Origin of the sequence: Serratia proteamaculans, from assembly GCF_013337185.1 — a bacterium.
Lineage (GTDB): Bacteria > Pseudomonadota > Gammaproteobacteria > Enterobacterales > Enterobacteriaceae > Serratia > Serratia proteamaculans_D.
In genome coordinates, this window is sequence record NZ_SWDE01000001.1 from 357,028 (window position 1) to 375,367 (window position 18,340).

19 protein-coding genes are annotated in these 18,340 nt (G+C 58.1%); 8 read left to right on the plus strand and 11 right to left on the minus strand.

All coding sequences use genetic code 11. The features are described from left to right. The first annotated feature begins 25 nt into the window (after positions 1-25). Positions 26-1,054, plus strand: coding sequence for a transporter (locus FCL49_RS01755; RefSeq protein ID WP_174352152.1), 1,029 nt, complete (start codon positions 26-28; stop codon positions 1,052-1,054). Here FCL49_RS01755 and FCL49_RS01760 read toward each other — a convergent pair whose 3' ends face one another. The 9 genes from FCL49_RS01760 to FCL49_RS01800 form a co-directional block, all read right to left on the minus strand. Next, positions 1,055-1,588: an SRPBCC family protein gene (locus FCL49_RS01760; protein ID WP_174352153.1), complete on the minus strand. Its 534-nt coding sequence runs from the start codon at positions 1,586-1,588 to the stop codon at positions 1,055-1,057. Positions 1,589-1,591: 3 nt separating this feature from the next. Further along, positions 1,592-1,939, minus strand: coding sequence for an ArsR/SmtB family transcription factor (locus FCL49_RS01765; RefSeq protein ID WP_012145284.1), 348 nt, complete (start codon positions 1,937-1,939; stop codon positions 1,592-1,594). Positions 1,940-2,031: 92 nt separating this feature from the next. Continuing rightward, positions 2,032-3,258 (minus strand): Zn-dependent hydrolase, encoded by a 1,227-nt coding sequence (locus FCL49_RS01770; RefSeq protein ID WP_174352154.1) that lies wholly within the window; start codon positions 3,256-3,258, stop codon positions 2,032-2,034. Continuing rightward, complete coding sequence (locus tag FCL49_RS01775) at positions 3,255-3,746, minus strand: L-2-amino-thiazoline-4-carboxylic acid hydrolase (protein WP_174352155.1); 492 nt, start codon at positions 3,744-3,746, stop codon at positions 3,255-3,257. Before FCL49_RS01775 ends, FCL49_RS01770 begins: the two co-directional genes overlap by 4 nt. Before the next feature lie 29 nt (positions 3,747-3,775). Continuing rightward, on the minus strand, positions 3,776-4,936 hold the full coding sequence (locus FCL49_RS01780; RefSeq protein ID WP_174352156.1) for a branched-chain amino acid ABC transporter substrate-binding protein: 1,161 nt from the start codon (positions 4,934-4,936) through the stop codon (positions 3,776-3,778). Positions 4,937-4,970: 34 nt separating this feature from the next. Beyond that, positions 4,971-5,684: an ABC transporter ATP-binding protein gene (locus FCL49_RS01785; protein ID WP_174352157.1), complete on the minus strand. Its 714-nt coding sequence runs from the start codon at positions 5,682-5,684 to the stop codon at positions 4,971-4,973. Further along, positions 5,677-6,447, minus strand: a complete 771-nt coding sequence (locus FCL49_RS01790; RefSeq protein WP_174352158.1) for an ABC transporter ATP-binding protein — start codon at positions 6,445-6,447, stop codon at positions 5,677-5,679. The genes FCL49_RS01785 and FCL49_RS01790 overlap by 8 nt, the downstream gene beginning before the upstream one ends. Further along, positions 6,444-7,559, minus strand: coding sequence for an ABC transporter permease subunit (locus FCL49_RS01795; RefSeq protein WP_174352159.1), 1,116 nt, complete (start codon positions 7,557-7,559; stop codon positions 6,444-6,446). The genes FCL49_RS01790 and FCL49_RS01795 overlap by 4 nt, the downstream gene beginning before the upstream one ends. 9 nt (positions 7,560-7,568) lie before the next feature. Further along, the gene (locus FCL49_RS01800; protein WP_174352160.1) at positions 7,569-8,519 is read right to left on the minus strand and encodes a branched-chain amino acid ABC transporter permease; all 951 of its coding nucleotides are present in this window, start codon (positions 8,517-8,519) and stop codon (positions 7,569-7,571) included. A 93-nt stretch (positions 8,520-8,612) separates the two neighbouring features. On the opposite strand from FCL49_RS01800, the gene FCL49_RS01805 reads away from it, so the two are divergent. The 3 genes from FCL49_RS01805 (at position 8,613) to FCL49_RS01815 (ending at position 11,966) form a co-directional block, all read left to right on the plus strand. After that, positions 8,613-9,599, plus strand: a complete 987-nt coding sequence (locus FCL49_RS01805; RefSeq protein ID WP_174352161.1) for a LysR substrate-binding domain-containing protein — start codon at positions 8,613-8,615, stop codon at positions 9,597-9,599. An 86-nt stretch (positions 9,600-9,685) separates the two neighbouring features. Next, entirely contained in the window at positions 9,686-11,563 is a 1,878-nt protein-coding gene (locus tag FCL49_RS01810) for a potassium transporter Kup (protein ID WP_174352162.1), read from the plus strand. A 100-nt stretch (positions 11,564-11,663) separates the two neighbouring features. Then, positions 11,664-11,966, plus strand: coding sequence for a cupin domain-containing protein (locus FCL49_RS01815; protein ID WP_174352163.1), 303 nt, complete (start codon positions 11,664-11,666; stop codon positions 11,964-11,966). Here the strand turns inward: FCL49_RS01815 and FCL49_RS01820 are convergent, their stop codons facing one another. Continuing rightward, complete coding sequence (locus tag FCL49_RS01820; protein WP_174352164.1) at positions 11,967-12,560, minus strand: TetR/AcrR family transcriptional regulator; 594 nt, start codon at positions 12,558-12,560, stop codon at positions 11,967-11,969. Between the two features lie 141 nt (positions 12,561-12,701). Here FCL49_RS01820 and FCL49_RS01825 point away from each other — a divergent pair, with 141 nt between their 5' ends. Genes FCL49_RS01825 through FCL49_RS01835 form a run of 3 tightly spaced genes read left to right on the plus strand, consistent with a single transcriptional unit; the run spans position 12,702 to position 15,581 of the window. Beyond that, complete coding sequence (locus FCL49_RS01825) at positions 12,702-13,757, plus strand: sugar phosphate isomerase/epimerase family protein (RefSeq protein WP_174352165.1); 1,056 nt, start codon at positions 12,702-12,704, stop codon at positions 13,755-13,757. Between the two features lie 29 nt (positions 13,758-13,786). Beyond that, positions 13,787-14,683, plus strand: a complete 897-nt coding sequence (locus FCL49_RS01830; protein WP_174352166.1) for an alpha/beta fold hydrolase — start codon at positions 13,787-13,789, stop codon at positions 14,681-14,683. Beyond that, the gene (locus tag FCL49_RS01835; RefSeq protein ID WP_174352167.1) at positions 14,673-15,581 is read left to right on the plus strand and encodes an alpha/beta hydrolase; all 909 of its coding nucleotides are present in this window, start codon (positions 14,673-14,675) and stop codon (positions 15,579-15,581) included. Before FCL49_RS01830 ends, FCL49_RS01835 begins: the two co-directional genes overlap by 11 nt. A 104-nt stretch (positions 15,582-15,685) precedes the next feature. On the opposite strand, the gene FCL49_RS01840 is transcribed toward FCL49_RS01835, so the two are convergent. Further along, the gene (locus FCL49_RS01840; protein ID WP_174352168.1) at positions 15,686-17,119 is read right to left on the minus strand and encodes an NAD-dependent succinate-semialdehyde dehydrogenase; all 1,434 of its coding nucleotides are present in this window, start codon (positions 17,117-17,119) and stop codon (positions 15,686-15,688) included. Positions 17,120-17,332: 213 nt separating this feature from the next. Here FCL49_RS01840 and FCL49_RS01845 point away from each other — a divergent pair, with 213 nt between their 5' ends. After that, complete coding sequence (locus FCL49_RS01845; RefSeq protein WP_174353433.1) at positions 17,333-18,160, plus strand: AraC family transcriptional regulator; 828 nt, start codon at positions 17,333-17,335, stop codon at positions 18,158-18,160. The last annotated feature ends 180 nt before the right edge of the window (positions 18,161-18,340 follow it).

Genomic DNA, 18,340 nt, shown 5'->3' on the forward strand with positions numbered 1-18,340 from the left:
GTGTGGTTATTCAGGATAAAGGTTTATGGCTCAAACGGTTGCGGAAAAATTACACAAACTTGATTTTGATGATGAGGTTACCGGGCTGATTTACGGCCATGTATTCCGCACGGCAGAGCCGCCGCAGCGAGTGTCTTCGCAGCAGGCTTGCCAGGCCTGGCAGGCGTTGTTACCGGGGGAGGGATTTATCTGGCTGCATCTCAACCTGAACCATGCGGCCGCGGAAAAATGGTTAAAAAACCACTTTGCCATTTCCGACTTTTTCTTTGACGAAATTCGTCACGGTTCCCATACCACACGCATTGAGCGACAGGGCGATGATCTGTTTGCGGTGCTTAACGACGTCATTTTTCACCCCAAAGAGAACAATCCGGAGATTGCCACTCTGTGGCTGTACTGCCGCAGCGGGCTGGTGGTCACGGCAAGGCACAAACCGCTGCGTTTGATTGAACGGCTACTGGGGCGTCTGGGACCGCTGCAACTGGCATCCTCTACCGAGCTGCTGGCGCACCTGCTGGAAGAACAGGAAGAGGTGTTGGAACAGTTGGTACGCCAGGCCAACCAATATGTAGACACCATTGAAGATCGCCTGTTGAGCAATCATGTGAAGCGTAACCGTACCGAGCTGGGACGCATGCGTCGCATGCTGTTGCGTTTTCAACGCCTGCTGGCACCCGAGCCGGCGGCACTGTTTCGTTTACTGAATCGGCCGCCGACCTGGCTGAGCCGCGACGTGGTGCAGGATTTACGCCAGTTCACCGAAGAGTTCACCGTGGTTTTGAACGACCTTGCCAGTCTGACCGAGCGAATTCGTCTGCTGCAAGAGGAGATTGGTGCCAAGCAGATGGAGCAGAACAACCGCACGCTGTACACCCTGACGGTGATCACCGTCCTGGCACTGCCGATCAATATCGTTGCCGGTTTCTTCGGTATGAACGTGGGCGGGATCCCGCTGGCCAGCAATCACCACGGTTTTATCCTGTTGGTGTTGCTGGTCGGCGGTTTTACGCTGGTGACCGGCTATCTGGCATTCAGACGCCGGGATGAAGGGTGATCAGAGTCTGGCCCGGTACTCCTCTTCCAGCCTGGCGTGGGTACTCCAGAAGGGCTGAGGTTGCCGGTCGTGCAGACGGTCGACCAGAATATCCAGATGGGTATGCCAGCCGCCGGCCACGCTGAGCATTTCGTCACGGTTGGCCAGGCGACGATGGGTTACCGTCAACAGCACCGCGTTCCCCTGTTCGGTCAACTCGAAGGTCACTTCGGAAGGGCGGTTCTGCCCCTGTTCCGCCCAGGTAAAACTCAGTAACCGCGGCGGGAACAGGCAGGTGATATGGCCGACGTTGCTGACGCTGCAACTGAGGTTTTTATATTTGGCCGGCGTTGGTTCATGCTCACCGGTCAGGTCGGAATTGCGGAACACCAACTCAACCTGGGCACCGCTTTCCAGCTTCATATCGCCGGCGGCCAGCCAGGTGGCGCGTTTGTCGGATTCCGTCAGATAGGCCCAGACCCGTTCGATCGGGCCGGGCAGCAGCCGCTGAATGCGCAGCGTGCCGGTTTCAATAATCATGCCGTAGTCGTTCATAGTTCACTCCTTGGGAGGATTCGGTTCGGGCTGCAGCAGCGCTATTTCCAGCGCGTCCAGCCGCTCTGTCCAGAAATGCTCGTAGGTTTTCAGCCATTGCATGGCCTGTGCCATGGGCTCGGGTTCAAGCCGGCAGATATGGTTTCTTCCCTGCACGGTACGCTGCACCAGCCCAGCAAGCTCCAGTGCCTTGATATGCTTGGATGCGCCGGCAAAGGACATTTGCAGCGGCGCGGCCAGTTCACCAATGCTGTGCTCACCGCCGGCCAACGCACGCAGTATGGCGCGCCGCGTTGGGTCGGAAAGTGCACGAAAAATGGCGTCCAGCTGTGAGGAAGATAATTTAACCATATGGTTGAATATAGAACAGGCTGGCTAATATTCAACCGGTTTGTTGAATATATTTTTTTCCAGGCCCCGGTTGATCCACCGGGGCAGCGGGGTCAGGCACGGGTTTGCGCCAGCAGCGCGTTCAGCAGCACGTTGGCACCGGCGGTCGCCCACGCAGGCGAGATGTTTTCCAGTTCGTTGTGGCTGATACCGTCCACGCAGGGAATGAAAATCATCGCCGTGGGGGCCACCCGACTCAGGTAGCAGGCGTCGTGTCCGGCACCGGATACCATATCGCGGTGTGAATATCCCAGCGCCCGTGCCGCCTGGCGGACGCTGTCGATACAGCCTTGATCAAAACGTATGGGTTGATACTGGAAGATACGCTCCGCACTGGCGCTCAGCCCCTGGGTGCCGACTTCGGCCACCGCTGCCAACAGCTGTTGTTCCATCTGTTCCAGCACCGCCTCTTGCGGGTGACGAAACTCAACGCTGAAGAACACCTTGCCAGGCACCACGTTGCGCGAATTGGGGGTGATTTGTGCCATACCCACTGTGGCGCGCGCGTCAGGCATGAAATTCATGCCGATGGTGTTGACTGCTGTAACCAGGGTGGCGAAACCAAGCAGGGCGTCACGGCGGCGATCCATCGGCGTGGTACCGGCATGGGCGCTAAAACCGATGATTTCCAGTTCATACCAGCGTTGACCTTGCGCGGTGGTCACTACGCCAATCTCAATGTTTTCCGCTTCGAGGATCGGGCCTTGCTCAATATGCAGCTCAAAGGCGGCGTGGATTGGCATATTACCCACGGCGTGTTCACCGGCGTAGCCAATCTGCTGCAACGCCTCACCGATACTGATGCCTTGTGCATCGCTGCGTGACAGGCCGTAAGCCAGGTCGAACACCCCGGCAAACACGCCGGAGGAAATCATCGCCGGGGCGAAACGTGCGCCTTCTTCGTTGGTCCAGTTGACCACTTCCAGCGCTCGTTCGGTGGCAATCTGGCGATCGTTAAGGGTGCGGATCACTTCCAGACCGGCCAAGACGCCATAAATACCGTCGAAACGACCGCCGTTGGGCTGGGAGTCAACGTGAGAACCGGTGATCACCGGTGCCAACTCGGGGCGAGTCCCCTCACGGCGCAAAAACATATTACCCATCCGATCGACCCGTACACTGCAACCGGCTTCCTGCGCCCAGTCACGCAATTGGTCGCGTGCCTGACGGTCCTCTTCGCTGAGCGCCAGGCGGGTGACGCCGTCTTTCGGGATGGCGCCGAACCGTGCCATGTCGAGCAGGCTTTGCCACAGGCGTTCGCCATTCACCTGATGCGTCATTTTTTCTCCCCTTGCGATTTGGCGGTGTAGCGGAAATCGCAGCAGGACGCGCCGGACATAATGGTCTGGGTACGCTTCAGTTCGACATCCGGCGCATAGCCGACGATAAACTGACTGTCACGGGCGCAGGACAGCAGGTGGCCGATTTCACCCAGCCCCATCTGGTGGTACATCTCGGCATAACGGCAGCGGGTGACATTATAGTCGAAATGTTGCGGATCCTGGTTAATCACCTTAACCTGCAGCGCATCGTCTTTTTCCCACAGGTACTGCAAGGCGGCGAAACTCTGCAAATCAGCGCCATTCGGTTCCTGTGCGGCAAAGTTTTTACCGGCCTCAATGGCTGCGTTCTCGATGGCTTCACCAATCACCGCTTGCGCTCGCTCTTTACCGATCTCACGCACCAGGATTTGGTAGATTGGCTTGATGATTTCCGCCTCTATCCGGCGCCGGGCCAGAATACCCAATTCGTTTTTTGCTTCGCTCATTGCCTTGCTCCTCACTGCCTTGCAGATCGTTATTGTGCTTTTGCGCCGCCCAGTACGCTTTGCGGCTGCCATTTACCGTCAACCACCCGATAAAGGGTGAAGCTCGGCTGCTGCAGATTGCCCTGTGCATCGAATGCAATAGTGCCCGTGACGCCCTGATAATGAATGGCGCGCAATTTCGGCAGATAATCGGCCGGATCGGCGGATCCCGCCTGCTCGATGGCGGCAATCAATACCCGGGTGGCGTCGTAGGCGAACGGCGCATGCAGTTCGATATGGGTTTTGTAGCGGTCACGGTAGGCCTGCTCAAAGGCTTTGCCGCCTGGCATCTGTTCCAGCGGCAGGCCAGGCTCCAGTGCCACCACGCCTTCACCTTCTTTCTGCGCCAGCGTCAGGAAAGTCTGGCTGACAAAACCACCCGCGCCCATCAGTTGGGTGTTCATCCCCAACTGTTTGATGCGACGGGCCAGCGGGGCGGCCTGCGAGTCCACGCCGCCGAAGAAGATCAAATCGGCGTTCTTGCTGCGCACGGTGGTCAGTACCGCACTGAAATCAACGGTCTTGTCGTCGACATATTCCCGCGCTACCGGTTGCAGGCCCTGAGCCGCCAGCGACTTGATAAACTCATCTGCCAGCCCCTGGCCGAACGCGGTACGATCGTCGATTACCGCAATACGCTTGGCCTTAAGCACCTTCACCGCATAGTCGCCAGCATAATGACCGCCGTCATCGTCATGGCCCATTACGCGGAAGCTGGTATCGAACCCTTGTTGAGTATAGCCGTGGCCAGTGGCGACCGGTGCGACCTGAGCAATACCGGCGTCGTGGTAAATGCGTGCCGCCGGGATGCTGGTGCCGGTGTTCCAATGGCCGACCACGCCGGCGACGCCTTCGTCCACCAGACGCTGGGCTACCGCAACGGCGGTGCGCGGATCGGACTGATCGTCCTCGGACAGCAGTTTAAAGGTGACCGGCTTGCCTTGCAGCGTCGGTTTCTGGGCGTTGGCATCGGCGATTGCCAACTGCGCGCCATTTTCCAAATCCTTGCCGATACGGGCAGAAGGGCCAGTCAGCGGGCCTGCCAGGCCGATCAAAATAGTTTCATCGGCCTGAACCGGTGAAGTCGCGCCCAGGCTGACCAGAATGGAGGCGGCCAGCGCCAACGGCTTGAAGCGAGTTATCTTGCTCATGTAAAACTCCCGGTGTGGTTAAAAGTAAAAACAGTTATTCGCCCAAATAGGCTTGTTTGATTTTTTCATCATCCAGCAGGTCGGCAGAGCGACCACAGTGGCTCAGGCTGCCGCTGTCCAGCACATAGGCGCGATCCGTGGATGCCAGGGCCAGTCGGGCATTTTGTTCCACTAAAAGCAGCGTGACACCGTCACGAGAAAGGCTGTTGATGACCTCAAAAATGGCTTCCACCACGATCGGTGCCAACCCCATGGAGGGCTCATCCAGCACCAACAGGCGCGGATGGCTGAGTAACGCCCGGCCAATGGCCACCATCTGCTGTTCACCGCCGGAAAGCAGCCCGGCCTGCTGTTGCAGCCGTTCACGCAGACGCGGGAAAATAGAGCAAACCTGTTCCAGATCCTGACGTACCGCCGGTTTGTCACGGCGTGAATAGGCACCCAGTTGCAGGTTTTCCAGCACCGTCATTCGGGCGAAAATACCGCGTCCTTCCGGGACCATCACCAGCCCCTGTTGCAATAAGCGATGCGGTGGCACGCCGCGAATGGAACGCCCGTCGAACAGGATTTCCCCTTCGAAGGGTTGCAGGCCAGTCAGCGCGCGCAGGCTCGAGGTTTTACCTGCACCGTTAGCACCGATTAAAGTCACCTGTTCGCCGCTGTTTACCGTAAAATCGATGCCTTTAACTGCATGAATGCCGCCGTAAGATACTTTTAACTGTTTGACCATCAATAAGGGTTCAGACATCGGCCGCCCCTCCCAGATAAGCGCGGATCACCGCCGGTTCACGTCGCACCTGTGCCGGTTCGCCTTCGGCGATCACTCTGCCGTAATCAAGCACCGTCAGACGATCGCATAGCCCCATCACCAGCTTGACGTCGTGCTCGATCAACAACAGGGTTTTGCCGCTTTCACGGATACGTTGCAGGAGCTCGCGCAGCGCCACTTTTTCGGCGGCGTTCATACCGGCTGCCGGCTCATCCAGCGCCAGTAATTTCGGTTCGGTTGCCAGCGCCCGGGCGATTTCCAAGCGCCGCTGGTGACCATAGGAAAGATCGCCGGCGCGATAGTGGGCGAACTGACTGATGCCGACGTACTCCAGCAGCGCGTGGGATTTCTCTCGTGTGGCTTGCTCTTCCTCTCGGGCACGCCGATGGCGTGAGATCGCCGCCCATAAACCGTTGCGGGTGCGCAGATGACAACCGACCATCACGTTCTCCAGAACGCTCATTTCATTGAACAAGCGCAGGTTCTGGAAGGTACGGGCGATACCGGCCTGTGCCACCTTGTCGATGGCCTGCGGCTTGTAGCGACGATCCTGCAGACGAAACTCGCCGCTGTCGGCGCGGTACAGGCCGGTGATCAGGTTGAAACAGGTGGTTTTTCCCGCACCGTTCGGCCCGATCAATCCGTAAATCTCGCCCTGGTGAATGCGGATGCTGACGTCATCCACCGCGGTCAGCCCGCCAAAGCGTTTACTGACGTGACTGAGTGTGAGAAGTGGCGTCATGCAGCGGCTCCCGGTTGGTGACGTGCCGGCCACAGGCCTGCCGGGCGATAAAGCATCACCAGAATCAGGGCCAGCCCATAGAAAAGTTGGCGAATAATCTCTGGATCTATCCACACCTGGCCGAATAGCGCCTGTTGCAGTGGCCCCATGGTGCTGCGCAGCAGTTCTGGCAGGGCGGCCAGCAGTAACGCGCCGAGGATCACGCCGGGTATGTGGCCCATGCCGCCCAGCACCACCATCGCCAATACGGCAATCGACTCTTGCAGGGTGAAGGATTCCGGTGAAACAAAACCCTGGAACGCCGCAAACAGTGCGCCGGCGACACCGCCAAAAGTAGCTCCAATGGCGAAAGCCAGCAGCTTGAAGTTGCGTGTGTTGATGCCCATCGCCCGCGCCGCGTCCTCATCTTCGCGAATGGCGGTCCAGGCGCGGCCAACCCGCGAATGCTGCAGGCGTAGGCAGGTAAACAGGATCAGCAACAGCAGGGCGGCGAACAGGTAGTAATAGAGATACAGGGATGAAAAACGGATGCCAAACCACGAGTGCATACCGGAAAACTTCAGGCCGAACAGCGTGACCGGATCGATAGCGGAAATCCCTTTAGGACCATTGGTGATATTGAGCGGACGGTCCAGATTACGCATCAAAATACGCACTATCTCACCGAAACCCAGCGTGACGATCGCCAGATAGTCGCCACGCAACCGCAGCGTGGGTGCCCCCAGCAAAATGCCGCACAGCGCGGCCAGCACCGCTGCCAGTGGGATCAACAACAGAATCGACAGATGCAGCCCCTCAGGGAACCACTGCAACAGCAGCGGAAATTGTTGAGTGAGGTGCGGTGATGAAAGCAGCGCGGTCAGATAGGCGCCGACGGCGTAAAAAGCGATAAATCCCATGTCCAGCAGACCGGTGAGGCCGACCACGATGTTCAGACCCAACGCCAGCATCAGATACAGCAGCGCGAAGTCGACAACCCGCACCCAATAGTTGCCGCCGACGGATCCGGCCACCCAGGGGGCCAGCAGCAGACCGAGCATAAACAGAACCACACCAAGTCTGGCGCGGTGTGGGGAAGCGGTGTGTAGAGTAGAAGCGGTCAGAATAGTCATCTTGTGTCCTCAGGCGCGGGTGGCGACGCGCTCGCCCAGCAGCCCGGATGGGCGCAATACCAGTACGGCAATCAATATCAGGAAGGCAAACACGTCCTGGTAGTTACTGCCGAAGGTGCCGCCGGTCAGTTCGCCGAGATAACCGGTGCCCAGCGACTCGAACAGCCCCAGCAATAATCCGCCGAGCATGGCACCGCGCAGGTTGCCGATACCGCCCAGCACGGCAGCAGTGAAGGCCTTGATGCCCGGTAAGAAGCCCATGGAAAAACCGGCATTGCCATAATTGCTGGCCATCATGATGCCCGCTATGGCGGCCAGCGCGCCGCCGAGGGCGAAGGTCAGAATGATGATGCGGTTGGGATCGATGCCCATCAGGCCGGCAACCTGCGGATTTTCCGCCGTAGCACGCATGGCGCGGCCAAAGCGCGAGTGCTCGACCAGCAGCAGTAACCCGACCATTACCAGCACGGCGACCCCCAGCGTGGCGATACCGGTACCGGTGATCACCGCGGGTGCGTGTCCGGCACTACCCTGGGTCAGGGCGATAGGTGACATTGGCAGCAGTTGCGGGAACATTAACGGATTGCGCGACCAGATCAGCATCGCCAGGGTTTGCAGCAGTAGCGATACGCCAATCCCGCTGATCAGCGGTGCCAGACGCGGGGCATTACGCAGGCGACGGTAGGCCAGCCGTTCAATGCTCATCGACACCAACGCGCAGACCGCCATGGCAACCAGCGCCGCCAGCAACAGCATGACGTAAGGTGACAGACCAGGGAAATGATGTTGCAACACGCCGAGGGTAGACAGGGCGCTCAGTGCGCCGACCATCAGCACATCGCCGTGGGCAAAATTGATAATACGCAGAATGCCATACACCATGGTGTAACCCAGGGCGATCAACGCATAAATGCTGCCGAGCATCAATCCGTTGACGGTCTGCTGTACCAGCGTATCCATAGGGGGAGTCCCGAAAAATTATGATTCAGGAAGCTCAGAGTAGAGAGTTAGAGAAAATTGTAAAATAAGGAAATATAATTTCTTATACGGAAAATGTGTGTTTTTAATTTGTTGATTTATTTGTATATTAATTTTAAACCGTCGCTGATGTTTAACCGAAATAGTCAACATATGAAAAAAACAGAACAATGCGTCACCGCGTTGCCTAACGATCCGCCGCTGCGCGCGGTGCGGGCGTTTGAGGCTATCGCCCGCCTGGGTAGCGTAACCGCCGCGGCGAAAGAACTTGCGATATCCCCTTCGGCAGTCAGTCACCAACTCAAAACGCTGGAGGCCTTTCTGCAAATGCCGCTGACCGAGCGGCAGGGGCGTAACCTGATCCTGCGTAACGAAGGACGGGATTATTACCGCTCGATCCGCTCGGCGTTTAACGTATTGCGTCAGGCGACCGAGCAGGTGCGTGAGCAATCGGCTTCCCGGCAGGTCACCATCAGCCTGATCCCGCTGTTCGGCATGGGCTGGTTTATTCCGCGTTTGCGCGGGTTTTTGCGCGAGAACCCTGATATCGACATCAATGTGGTGTACGCCAACCACCGTAATTACCTCAGTGACGCTGCCGATATCTCGATTCGTTTTGGTACCGGGCAATGGAGCGGTTATCGCAGTGAAAAACTGATGTCCGGCAAAATGGTGCCGGTATGCAGTCGGGGGTTTATCAAGGTGCACGGGCTGTTGGACACGCCGGATCAGCTTTCACCCCTGCCGCTGCTGCATGACGAAGAACGCACTACCTGGATGCAATGGTTTCAGTTGGCCGGAGCCCGTCGGCCGCTACGCAGTACTGGCCCGATGTTTGAAGATGGCTTGCTGACGCTGGCGGCAGTGCAGGCGGGGTTGGGATGCGCCCTGATGCGAGAGCCGTTGATCGCGCCTTATCTCAGCAGCGGCGAACTGGTTAAGCTGTTTGACCTGGCAATTGATGACGGCCGAGATTACTACCTGTGCATAAGACAAAACACCGAACTGTCGCCGGAAGGACTGAACCTGCAACGCTGGCTGCTCAAAGAAGCCGGGGCCTGAGGGCAATATGCCAATAAAGGGCTCACGCTAACTGCCTGAATTGACTATTCTGATGATATCCAAAATGGCTTGGTCGGGAGTCCACAATGACTACAGGGAACGAACCGGAAACGCCTAAAATGAGCCTGCCGTTGCTGGCCGGTGGCGCATTGGGGGTGGTGTTCGGCGATATCGGCACCAGCCCGCTGTATACCCTGAAAACCGTGCTGTTCCTCTCCGGTGATGCGCCTTCGCCACCGGTGATCCTTGGCCTGCTGTCGCTGATTTTCTGGACGCTGGTGATAGTGACCTCGCTGAAATACGCCATGTTTGCCATGCGTATCGATAACCGTGGTGAAGGCGGCATCATGGCGCTGATGTCGTTGTTGGTCAGTAAGAAAAAGATCCGACCGATGGTGGTGTTTGCCGGGCTGTTTGGTGCGGCGCTGATCTACGGCGATGGCGCGATCACCCCGGCGATCTCGGTATTGTCGGCGCTGGAAGGGCTGAATATTGTCCTGCCCGAGTCTCAACCTTATATCTTGCCGGCGGCGGTGGTGATCCTGATCAGCCTGTTCGCCATTCAACCCTTGGGCACCGCGCGTATCGGCAAAGTTTTCGGGCCGATTATGGCGCTGTGGTTCTTTTCCATCGCCGCGCTGGGCATTTGGGGAATTATCCAGCATCCGGCGGTGCTGATGGCGCTAAACCCGCTGTATGGCATTGATTTTCTGTTTTCCAACGGGCTGACCAGTTTTCTGGTGCTGGGCGGCGTTTTTCTCTGTGTCACCGGTGCGGAAGCGCTGTACGCCGATATGGGGCACTTTGGCAAAAAACCGATCTGGCTCGCCTGGTTTGGCATTGTTTTCCCCAGTCTGTTACTGAACTATGCCGGGCAGGCCGCGCTGATCCTCTCTGGTGCTGACGTCACCCAAAATATCTTTTTCCGCCTGTGCCCACCGATGCTGCAAATTCCGTTGGTGATTTTGGCGACCCTGGCCACCATCATCGCCAGCCAGGCAATCATCAGCGGGGCGTTTTCCATGACCCGTCAGGCGATCCAGCTCGGCTGGCTGCCGCGCTTACTGGTAAAACAGACCACCGAAGAGAGCTACGGGCAAATTTACATCGGTGCCATCAACTGGTTGCTGATGGCGGTAACGGTGTTCCTGACGGTGTTCTTCAAATCGTCTGACAATTTGGCAGCCGCCTACGGTATCGCCGTGTCGCTCACCATGATCATGACTACCGGCCTGCTGTTTGTGGCCATGCGCGAGGTGTGGCGCTGGGGAGCGATCGCCAGCCTGTTGGTGGCCGGCGGCTTCTTTATCGTCGATCTCAGCTTCCTGTTGGCCAACCTCAGCAAGGTGATGCAGGGCGGCTACGTACCACTGCTGCTGGCCACCCTGGTGTATGGCGTGATGTTAATCTGGCATCGCGGGGTGATCGCCGCTTCCCGCACATTAGGGGAGAAAAGCGTGCCGCTGGCAGATTTTCTGGCGCATCTCGAGGCAGAAAAGATCCCTCGGGTTCCGGGCACGGCAATCTTTCTTACCCGTACCCTGAGCGGTACGCCGCCGGTGATGAAATGGCACGTAAAACGTAACGGGTCGCTGCATGCCAATGTGTTGGCGCTGCATATCATGATCGTTAATGAACCCCGGGTAGCAAATGCCGAACGGCTGGTGATGCGGCAACAGTCGCCGGGGTTTTGGTGCGGCGTGGCGAGTTATGGATTTATGGAGCGACCCAATATTCCCCGCTTGCTGCAGCATGCCGAGGCGCAAAAAACCGGATTGAACTTTGGTGACGCCACTTATTATTTAGGGCATGAGAGCGTGGTGCGCCGCGAAGCCAACGACCGATTGCCTGCCTGGCAACGCAACATTTTTGCGCTGATGGTGCGTAACGGTATGCACGTGACGGATTACTATTATTTGCCGAGCGATCAGGTGGTCGAAATCAGCCGACGGGTGCCGGTGTGAGCCGTTTGGCTATAGGTTAAAATCAATGGGTATTTAGCCACCGGCGAGTGAGAGGGTAAATTGCCGTGGCAGCGATGGAGCTGCTAACGGACGAAGCCCTATGTCATTATTCGATCTTACTGCGCTGGCCAGCGATTTACCGGAAGCGTGGCGTTCCAGCGTACTGGGCCGTGTCGGCCCGGCCAATATCAAAGTATTGCGGATGGATCAGCGGGAAATTGCCGTTGAAGTTCATGATTATCATGAGGGATTACTGGTGATCTCCGGGCAGCTGCGAATTGAAGTGCAGGGCGAAGAGATTCGGGTTAATGCCGGGCAACTGTATCAGGCCACTGCCGGCGTGCCTCACCGGGTACTGGCAGGTAGCCACGGCACCCTGGTGATATTTGATCTGCCGGAATGATTACCCACCGTTTTCCAGCGCCAGTAGTGCAACCTTGACCGCGGCCTCTAACCGGGCGCGGCTGACGCCATCGCGCGCCTGCACCGACAAACCGTGCAGGAAGGCGGCAAAATAGTCGCCGAGGGCTTCCGCATCGGTTTCTGGTGGCAGTTCCCCCGTCGCAACGGCGGTTCGCAGCCGGTCAATCATGCCCTGAGTACGCTGCAGGCGGTGTTCTGCCAGCCAGTCTTTGATACCGCTGTTTTCGTCACTGACGCTGGCGGCAGAAGAGACCACCATGCAACCTTGCGGCAGGTCGGTGCGGCTGTAGAGCGCCACCGCGTCGTCCAGCAGGCGTTTTATTGCCACGCGTACGCTGCTCTCTTCGCTGAAGGCGCGATCGGCAAAGCCACCTTCATGGTTTTCGTAGCTGGCAATGGCTTCGCGGAACAGCAACTCTTTCGAAGCGAACGCTTTATAAATGCGTGCAGAGGCAATGCCCAACTCGGCGACCAAGTCCGACATGGAGGTGCCTTCATACCCCTGACGCCAGAAGAGATCCCGAGCCTTCAATAACGCCTGTTCACGGTCGAATTCGCGCGGTCTGCCTGCCATTCCTCTGCTCCTGATTACCTGTTGTTCTGCGCAACAGGATCGCTTAATTCCACTGTAATACCAACGATTTTTTAAAATTCACTTGCTGAGAAATTGATTTAAGCCTATTGTTTGTCAATCGACAACCAATAGGAGTTTAGGATGAAAACCTTGAAAGGCCCAAGCCTGCATCTGGCACAGTTCAGTGACGATGCCGCCCCCTTTAACAGCCTGCCGACTATCGCCCAGTGGGCGGCACAAACCGGCTTTAAAGCTTTGCAAATCCCGGCATGGGACAGCCGCCTGTTTGATTTGGCCACCGCCGCAGAAAGCCAAACCTATTGTGATGAGCTGGTCGGCATGTTGGCAGACCATGGCCTGGTGGTCAGTGAACTCACTACCCATATTTTTGGCCAACTGATGGCAGTGCATCCGGCCTATGACGCACTGTGCGACAGCTTTGCGCCAGCGGAACTGCATGGCAACCCGCAGGCGCGAGGTGAGTGGGCGCACCGGCAGTTGCTGTTGGCAGCCAAAGCCTCTGCGCGGCTGGGACTCAGTGAGATGGGCACCTTCTCCGGTTCCCTGGCCTGGCCGTATTTGTTCCCATTCCCGCAGCGTCCTGCGGGGCTGATCGAAACGGCGTTCGATGAACTGGCCAAACGCTGGCTACCGGTGCTTAACGCCTGCGACGAGCAGGGGGTGAATCTGTGTTATGAAATCCACCCGAGTGAAGATCTGCACGACGGCGTGACCTTTGAAATGTTCCATCAGCGCGTTGGGGCTCATCCGCGCTGCCAGATCCTGTTCGACCCGAGCCACTTCGTGCTGCAACAGCTGAACTATCTGGATTACATCGATATTTATAAGGACTTCATCCGTATGTTCCACGTCAAGGACGCCGAGTTCAACCCGACCGGACGGCAGGGCATTTACGGCGGCTATCAGTCATGGACCGATCGTGCCGGGCGTTTCCGCTCATTGGGTGATGGCCAGGTGGATTTCAAAGGCATTTTCTCGCGCCTGACCCAGCATGGTTACGCCGGTTGGGCGACGCTGGAGTGGGAGTGCTGCCTGAAACATCCGCAAGATGGCGCCCGCGAAGGTGCGGCCTTTATTCGTGATCACATCATCAACGTCACCGACAAGGTGTTTGATGACTTTGCCGGTGCGCCGGTTGACCAGCAGCAAATCAATACCTTGCTTGGCCTGCGCTGAGCCACGCTATTCCACCACGGAGAACACCGATGACACTGCAAAATAACGGATCCATGTTGAATGGACCTGAACCCGAACACGTCTATACGCGGGTAAACGGCAACCGAATTCACTGCGTTACGCTGGGCGAAGGGCAGCCGGTACTGCTGATCCCGGGGTGGCCGCAAACCTGGTACACCTGGCGTCATGTGATGCAGGCGCTGGCGGCGGCAGGCTTTAAGGCGATAGCGGTAGATCCGCCGGGCATTGGCGATTCGGACAAGCCGAACGGCGGCTATGACACCGGCAGCGTGGCCGCGACCTTGCACCAGACCATGCTGCAACTGGGGCATTCACGCTATCAACTGGTCGGCCATGACATTGGTATGTGGGTGGGTTATGCCATGGCGAGCGATTTCCCACAGGCGGTGACGGGGCTGGTACTGACGGAGGCGGTGATCCCCGGATTGGCACCCGCGCCACCGATTTTTGTGCCGGCAGATCAAAACATTTTCCTGTGGCACTTCATGTTCAACCAACTGGCGGATTTGCCTGAAGCCTTGACGTTGGGTCGCGAGCGGGAGTATCTGAGCTATATCTTTAACCGCTGGTCCTATCGTCGCGATCGGGTGGCGGCGGAAACCTACATCGCCGCCTATTCTGCCCCCGGCAGCCTGCGGGCCGGTTTTGATTATTATCGCGCCATTCCGGAAACCATCCGGCAAAACCAGCTTCGGGCCGAGACACCGCTCAGCATGCCGGTGATGACCATTGGTGCCGAGCACGCCACCGGCGATGCGCCCTATGTCACGTTGCAGGGCAACGCCGTTAACCTGCGCGGCGAAACTGTCGCTGACTGCGGTCATTTTATCACCGAAGAGTGCCCTGAGGCGTTTATCGCTCTGGTGGTACCATTCTTGTTGGGGAGCCTGGCTGATGCCGCTTGACCCACAGATTGCCCATTTTCTGACGGAAACGGCGGGGGCCGCCGCACCTGCCTCCTTGTTTGAGATGCGCGCAGCCGCAGAGGCTGGGCTGCTGGCATTGCAAGGCGAAAGCGAAGCCAGTGGTGGCGTCAGGGATGGGTGGGTGACCGCCGACGACGGGCATAAGATCGCCATTCGGGCTTACTGGCCAGCGGGCGTGGCAATGGGGAAACCTATGCCGGCGATGCTGTACGCCCACGGCGGCGGCTGGTGCCTGGGTTCGCTGGCGCTGTATGACAAACCTTGTCAGGCACTGGCGAACGCTACTGGGCGGCTGATCCTGTCAGTTGATTACCGACTGGCACCGGAACACCCTTATCCACGGCCGTTGGAGGATGTTTATCAGGCGCTGTGCGGGGTCGTTGAACGGGCCGACGAGTGGGGGATTGATGTCAATCGCATGGCCGTTGGCGGTGACAGCGCCGGTGGTAATCTGGCAGCCGCCGTTACGCTGTTGGCCCGCGACCGGGATGGCCCAGGGATTGAACATCAGCTGTTGCTGTATCCGGCGTTGAGTCGCGCTATGGATACGGCGAGTTATCAGGCTTATGCGCAAGGTTACTTCCTGACCCGGGAGGTCATGGAGTTTTGCTGGGGGCAGTATCTGGCTGACGGAGTCCAGGGGCATGACCCTTACGCAGAACCGCTGCATGCCGAGACGTTACGGCAACTGCCACCGGCGACCATTCTGAGCTGTGAGTACGATCCGTTGCGCGATGAGGCCGAGCATTATGCCCAGCGGTTGCGTGATGATGGGGTAGCGGTGCGCTGTGAACGGCTGCCGGGCATGGTACACGCCTGTATTCATATGCTGGGGTTGACCCCGACGGCACGGTTGCTGTTCGAAAAGGTTGGCTGAACGAGGTCTAGGTAATGTGGACGCTGAAGCCTGAGTGAGGATCTCCCTCTCCAGGGTGAGGGGAAACAGGCAGAACCCTCTCCCAAGGGAGAGGGTATTGTTAATTAACGCCCTGCAACGGTAACAAAGCGGGTTTCCAGATAGGATTCGATGGCTTCGCTGCCGCCTTCGGTACCGTGACCGGAGTCTTTAACCCCGCCAAACGGCGTTTCCGGCAGGCCGAAACCGATATGGTTGATGCTTAGCATGCCGCTTTCCACATCCCGGCCCAACGCCGTCACCGTAGCGATGCTGCGGCTGTAGGCATAGGCCGCCAGACCGTAAGGCAGACGATTGGCTTCGGCGATGGCCTCCTCATAGCTGGCGAACGGGCGCAGCAGGGCGACCGGGCCAAAGGGTTCTTCAGACATCGCTCGCGCACTCAGCGGCACGTCGCGCAATACCGTTGGTTCGAAGAAGTTGCCGGGGCCGGCCACGCGCTTGCCGCCGGTAGTGGCTTTGGCACCTTCGGCGATGGCATCCTTCACGAAGGCCTCAATGGCGTCCACGCTGCGTTGCAGTACCATCGGCCCCATGGTCACGCCGTCCTGCAGCCCATTGCCCATTTTGATTTCACGCACCGCAGCGGTGAACTTCTCGACAAAGGCCTCATAAACGCCTTGCTGGATCAGGAAGCGGGTTGGCGCGATGCACACCTGACCGGCATTACGGAACTTGGCCAGCGCCAATTCTTTGGCAGCCGCATCAAGATCGGCATCGTCAAAAATCAGCACCGGTGCATGACCGCCCAGCTCCATGGTGGCTTTTTTCATATGCTGCCCGGCCAGCGCCGCCAAATGTTTGCCCACGCGGGTTGAACCGGTGAACGAGATTTTGCGAATGGTCGGATGCGGGATCAGGTACTCGGAGATTTCTGCCGGGGTGCCGTACACCAGTGCGATCACACCGGCAGGAATGCCCGCGTCGGCAAAGGCCCTGATCAGTTCCGCCGGGGAGGCCGGGGTTTCTTCCGGGCCTTTAATGATGATGGAACAACCCGCGGCCAACGCGGCAGACAGTTTGCGGACGATCTGGTTGATCGGGAAGTTCCACGGGGTAAACGCGGCAACCGGCCCCACCGGCAGCTTCAGGGTTTGCTGCTGAACGTCCTGGCTGCGGGACGGGATTATCTGGCCGTAGGTGCGGCTGGCTTCGCCGGCAAACCAGTCAATCACGTCCGCCGAGTTAAGAATTTCCACCTTGGCCTGCGCCACAGGTTTGCCTTGCTCCTGGCTCATGATCGCGGCAATTTTATCTGCACGCTCACGAAACAGTGCCGCGGCTTTACGCATCAGATTGGCCCGCTGGTAAGCGGAGGTTTCGCGCCAGACTTTAAAACCGCGTTCGGTTGCGGTCAGCGCCAGATCGAGGTCGGCTGTGGTGGCGTGTGCCACGCTGCCAATCACCTCATCGGTAGCGGGGTTGGTGACCGGCGTGGTTTTACCGGCGACTGCGTTGCGCCATTGTCCGTCGATATAGAGTTGAGTATCTGGATACATTGTTGCCTCTTACTTTCAGGGGGTTAAAGACAGGTTTCCCACTCTGCGGCGGGATAATCAAGGCGTCGATGCTGACTGGCAGGCATTGAACACCGGATAAAATACCCTACGCGGAATGAACCGCAGCGTCCAGCGCACCGCGTGCGCCACTACTCAAACCACGTCGCTTTGACTATCATACAGCCACCAACGGCATTGAAGCAGGGCGGTACGGTGCAGGGTGTTCCAGAGCAGTTTCACTTTGAAAAAGACAGTGCGCAGTTCCGGCAGTTAGTGCAGGTGCCGGGCGTAGAGCTTTATCACGCCCATATAGAACGCTATGCCTTTGAACCCCACACCCATAATGCTTTTGCTATCGGTACCGTTGATTTGGGTGCCGAGCGTTTCCGCTATCGTGGCGCGCAGCATCGAGCTGCCCCGGGGTCATTAGTGTTGATGAACCCGGACGAGCTGCATACCGGTGAAGCTGAAACTCCCGGCGGCTGGAACTACCGCATGCTTTATCTGGAACCGGACACGCTGGAGCTGCTGTCGGGTGAACAGGGATTCTGGTTCACCGATGCGGTGCGCCAGGACGTGCAGGCGGCACGGCAATTGTCCGCCACGCTGGCCGCGCTGTGGCAGGCCAGCGATCCGCTGACTATTGACCATTTGCTGGCGCAGGTGGTCGATATCTTCCGACCACATAGTCAAGTGGCTCGCCCGTTAAAGGCCGAAGCGGCGCACCGGTTTGATATCGTCAAAAGTTACCTGCAGGATAACTTCTCTGCCGTAATTACTCTGGAGCAGTTGGCGGCACTGGTTTCCCTCAGCCCTTATCATTTTCTGCGTAAGTTCAAAGCCCAATACCATGTTTCCCCTCAGCAAATGCTGATGGCGATCCGCCTGTCGCAGGCCAAGCAGATGTTGGGGCGCGGAATGCCTGCGGCACAGGTCGCGGCGGCGGCGGGGTTAACCGATCAGGCGCATTTGACCCGCGCCTTTGCTAATCGTTACGGTGTCACGCCAGTACGTTATCAAAAACAGGTTATCACCCGCTAAAACAGCAACCTGCTACAATATTTCCCCGCATCAGTGAGCTAGGCTGTCCTCTAACGCCGGCCAGTTGGATTTCTCCCTCTCCAGGGGGAGAGGGCCGGGGTGAGGGGGCTTTCGCGTCGGTATGTCTCCCCTCACCCTAACCCTCTCCCAAAGGAGAGGGGATTTAAGCCTGACCTCTGG

What these genes read in the sequence shown, in the direction of transcription:
- FCL49_RS01760 (WP_174352153.1), bottom strand. Translation starts at nt 1,588, where the DNA reads ATGAACGACTACGGCATGATTATTGAAACCGGCACGCTGCGCATTCAG.
- FCL49_RS01805 (WP_174352161.1), top strand. Translation starts at nt 8,613, where the DNA reads ATGTGTGTTTTTAATTTGTTGATTTATTTGTATATTAATTTTAAACCG.
- FCL49_RS01765 (WP_012145284.1), bottom strand. Translation starts at nt 1,939, where the DNA reads ATGGTTAAATTATCTTCCTCACAGCTGGACGCCATTTTTCGTGCACTT.
- FCL49_RS01790 (WP_174352158.1), bottom strand. Translation starts at nt 6,447, where the DNA reads ATGACGCCACTTCTCACACTCAGTCACGTCAGTAAACGCTTTGGCGGG.
- FCL49_RS01755 (WP_174352152.1), top strand. Translation starts at nt 26, where the DNA reads ATGGCTCAAACGGTTGCGGAAAAATTACACAAACTTGATTTTGATGAT.
- FCL49_RS01830 (WP_174352166.1), top strand. Translation starts at nt 13,787, where the DNA reads ATGACACTGCAAAATAACGGATCCATGTTGAATGGACCTGAACCCGAA.
- FCL49_RS01800 (WP_174352160.1), bottom strand. Translation starts at nt 8,519, where the DNA reads ATGGATACGCTGGTACAGCAGACCGTCAACGGATTGATGCTCGGCAGC.
- FCL49_RS01795 (WP_174352159.1), bottom strand. Translation starts at nt 7,559, where the DNA reads ATGACTATTCTGACCGCTTCTACTCTACACACCGCTTCCCCACACCGC.
- FCL49_RS01825 (WP_174352165.1), top strand. Translation starts at nt 12,702, where the DNA reads ATGAAAACCTTGAAAGGCCCAAGCCTGCATCTGGCACAGTTCAGTGAC.
- FCL49_RS01770 (WP_174352154.1), bottom strand. Translation starts at nt 3,258, where the DNA reads ATGACGCATCAGGTGAATGGCGAACGCCTGTGGCAAAGCCTGCTCGAC.
- FCL49_RS01820 (WP_174352164.1), bottom strand. Translation starts at nt 12,560, where the DNA reads ATGGCAGGCAGACCGCGCGAATTCGACCGTGAACAGGCGTTATTGAAG.
- FCL49_RS01815 (WP_174352163.1), top strand. Translation starts at nt 11,664, where the DNA reads ATGTCATTATTCGATCTTACTGCGCTGGCCAGCGATTTACCGGAAGCG.
- FCL49_RS01810 (WP_174352162.1), top strand. Translation starts at nt 9,686, where the DNA reads ATGACTACAGGGAACGAACCGGAAACGCCTAAAATGAGCCTGCCGTTG.
- FCL49_RS01835 (WP_174352167.1), top strand. Translation starts at nt 14,673, where the DNA reads ATGCCGCTTGACCCACAGATTGCCCATTTTCTGACGGAAACGGCGGGG.
- FCL49_RS01785 (WP_174352157.1), bottom strand. Translation starts at nt 5,684, where the DNA reads ATGTCTGAACCCTTATTGATGGTCAAACAGTTAAAAGTATCTTACGGC.
- FCL49_RS01775 (WP_174352155.1), bottom strand. Translation starts at nt 3,746, where the DNA reads ATGAGCGAAGCAAAAAACGAATTGGGTATTCTGGCCCGGCGCCGGATA.
- FCL49_RS01840 (WP_174352168.1), bottom strand. Translation starts at nt 17,119, where the DNA reads ATGTATCCAGATACTCAACTCTATATCGACGGACAATGGCGCAACGCA.
- FCL49_RS01780 (WP_174352156.1), bottom strand. Translation starts at nt 4,936, where the DNA reads ATGAGCAAGATAACTCGCTTCAAGCCGTTGGCGCTGGCCGCCTCCATT.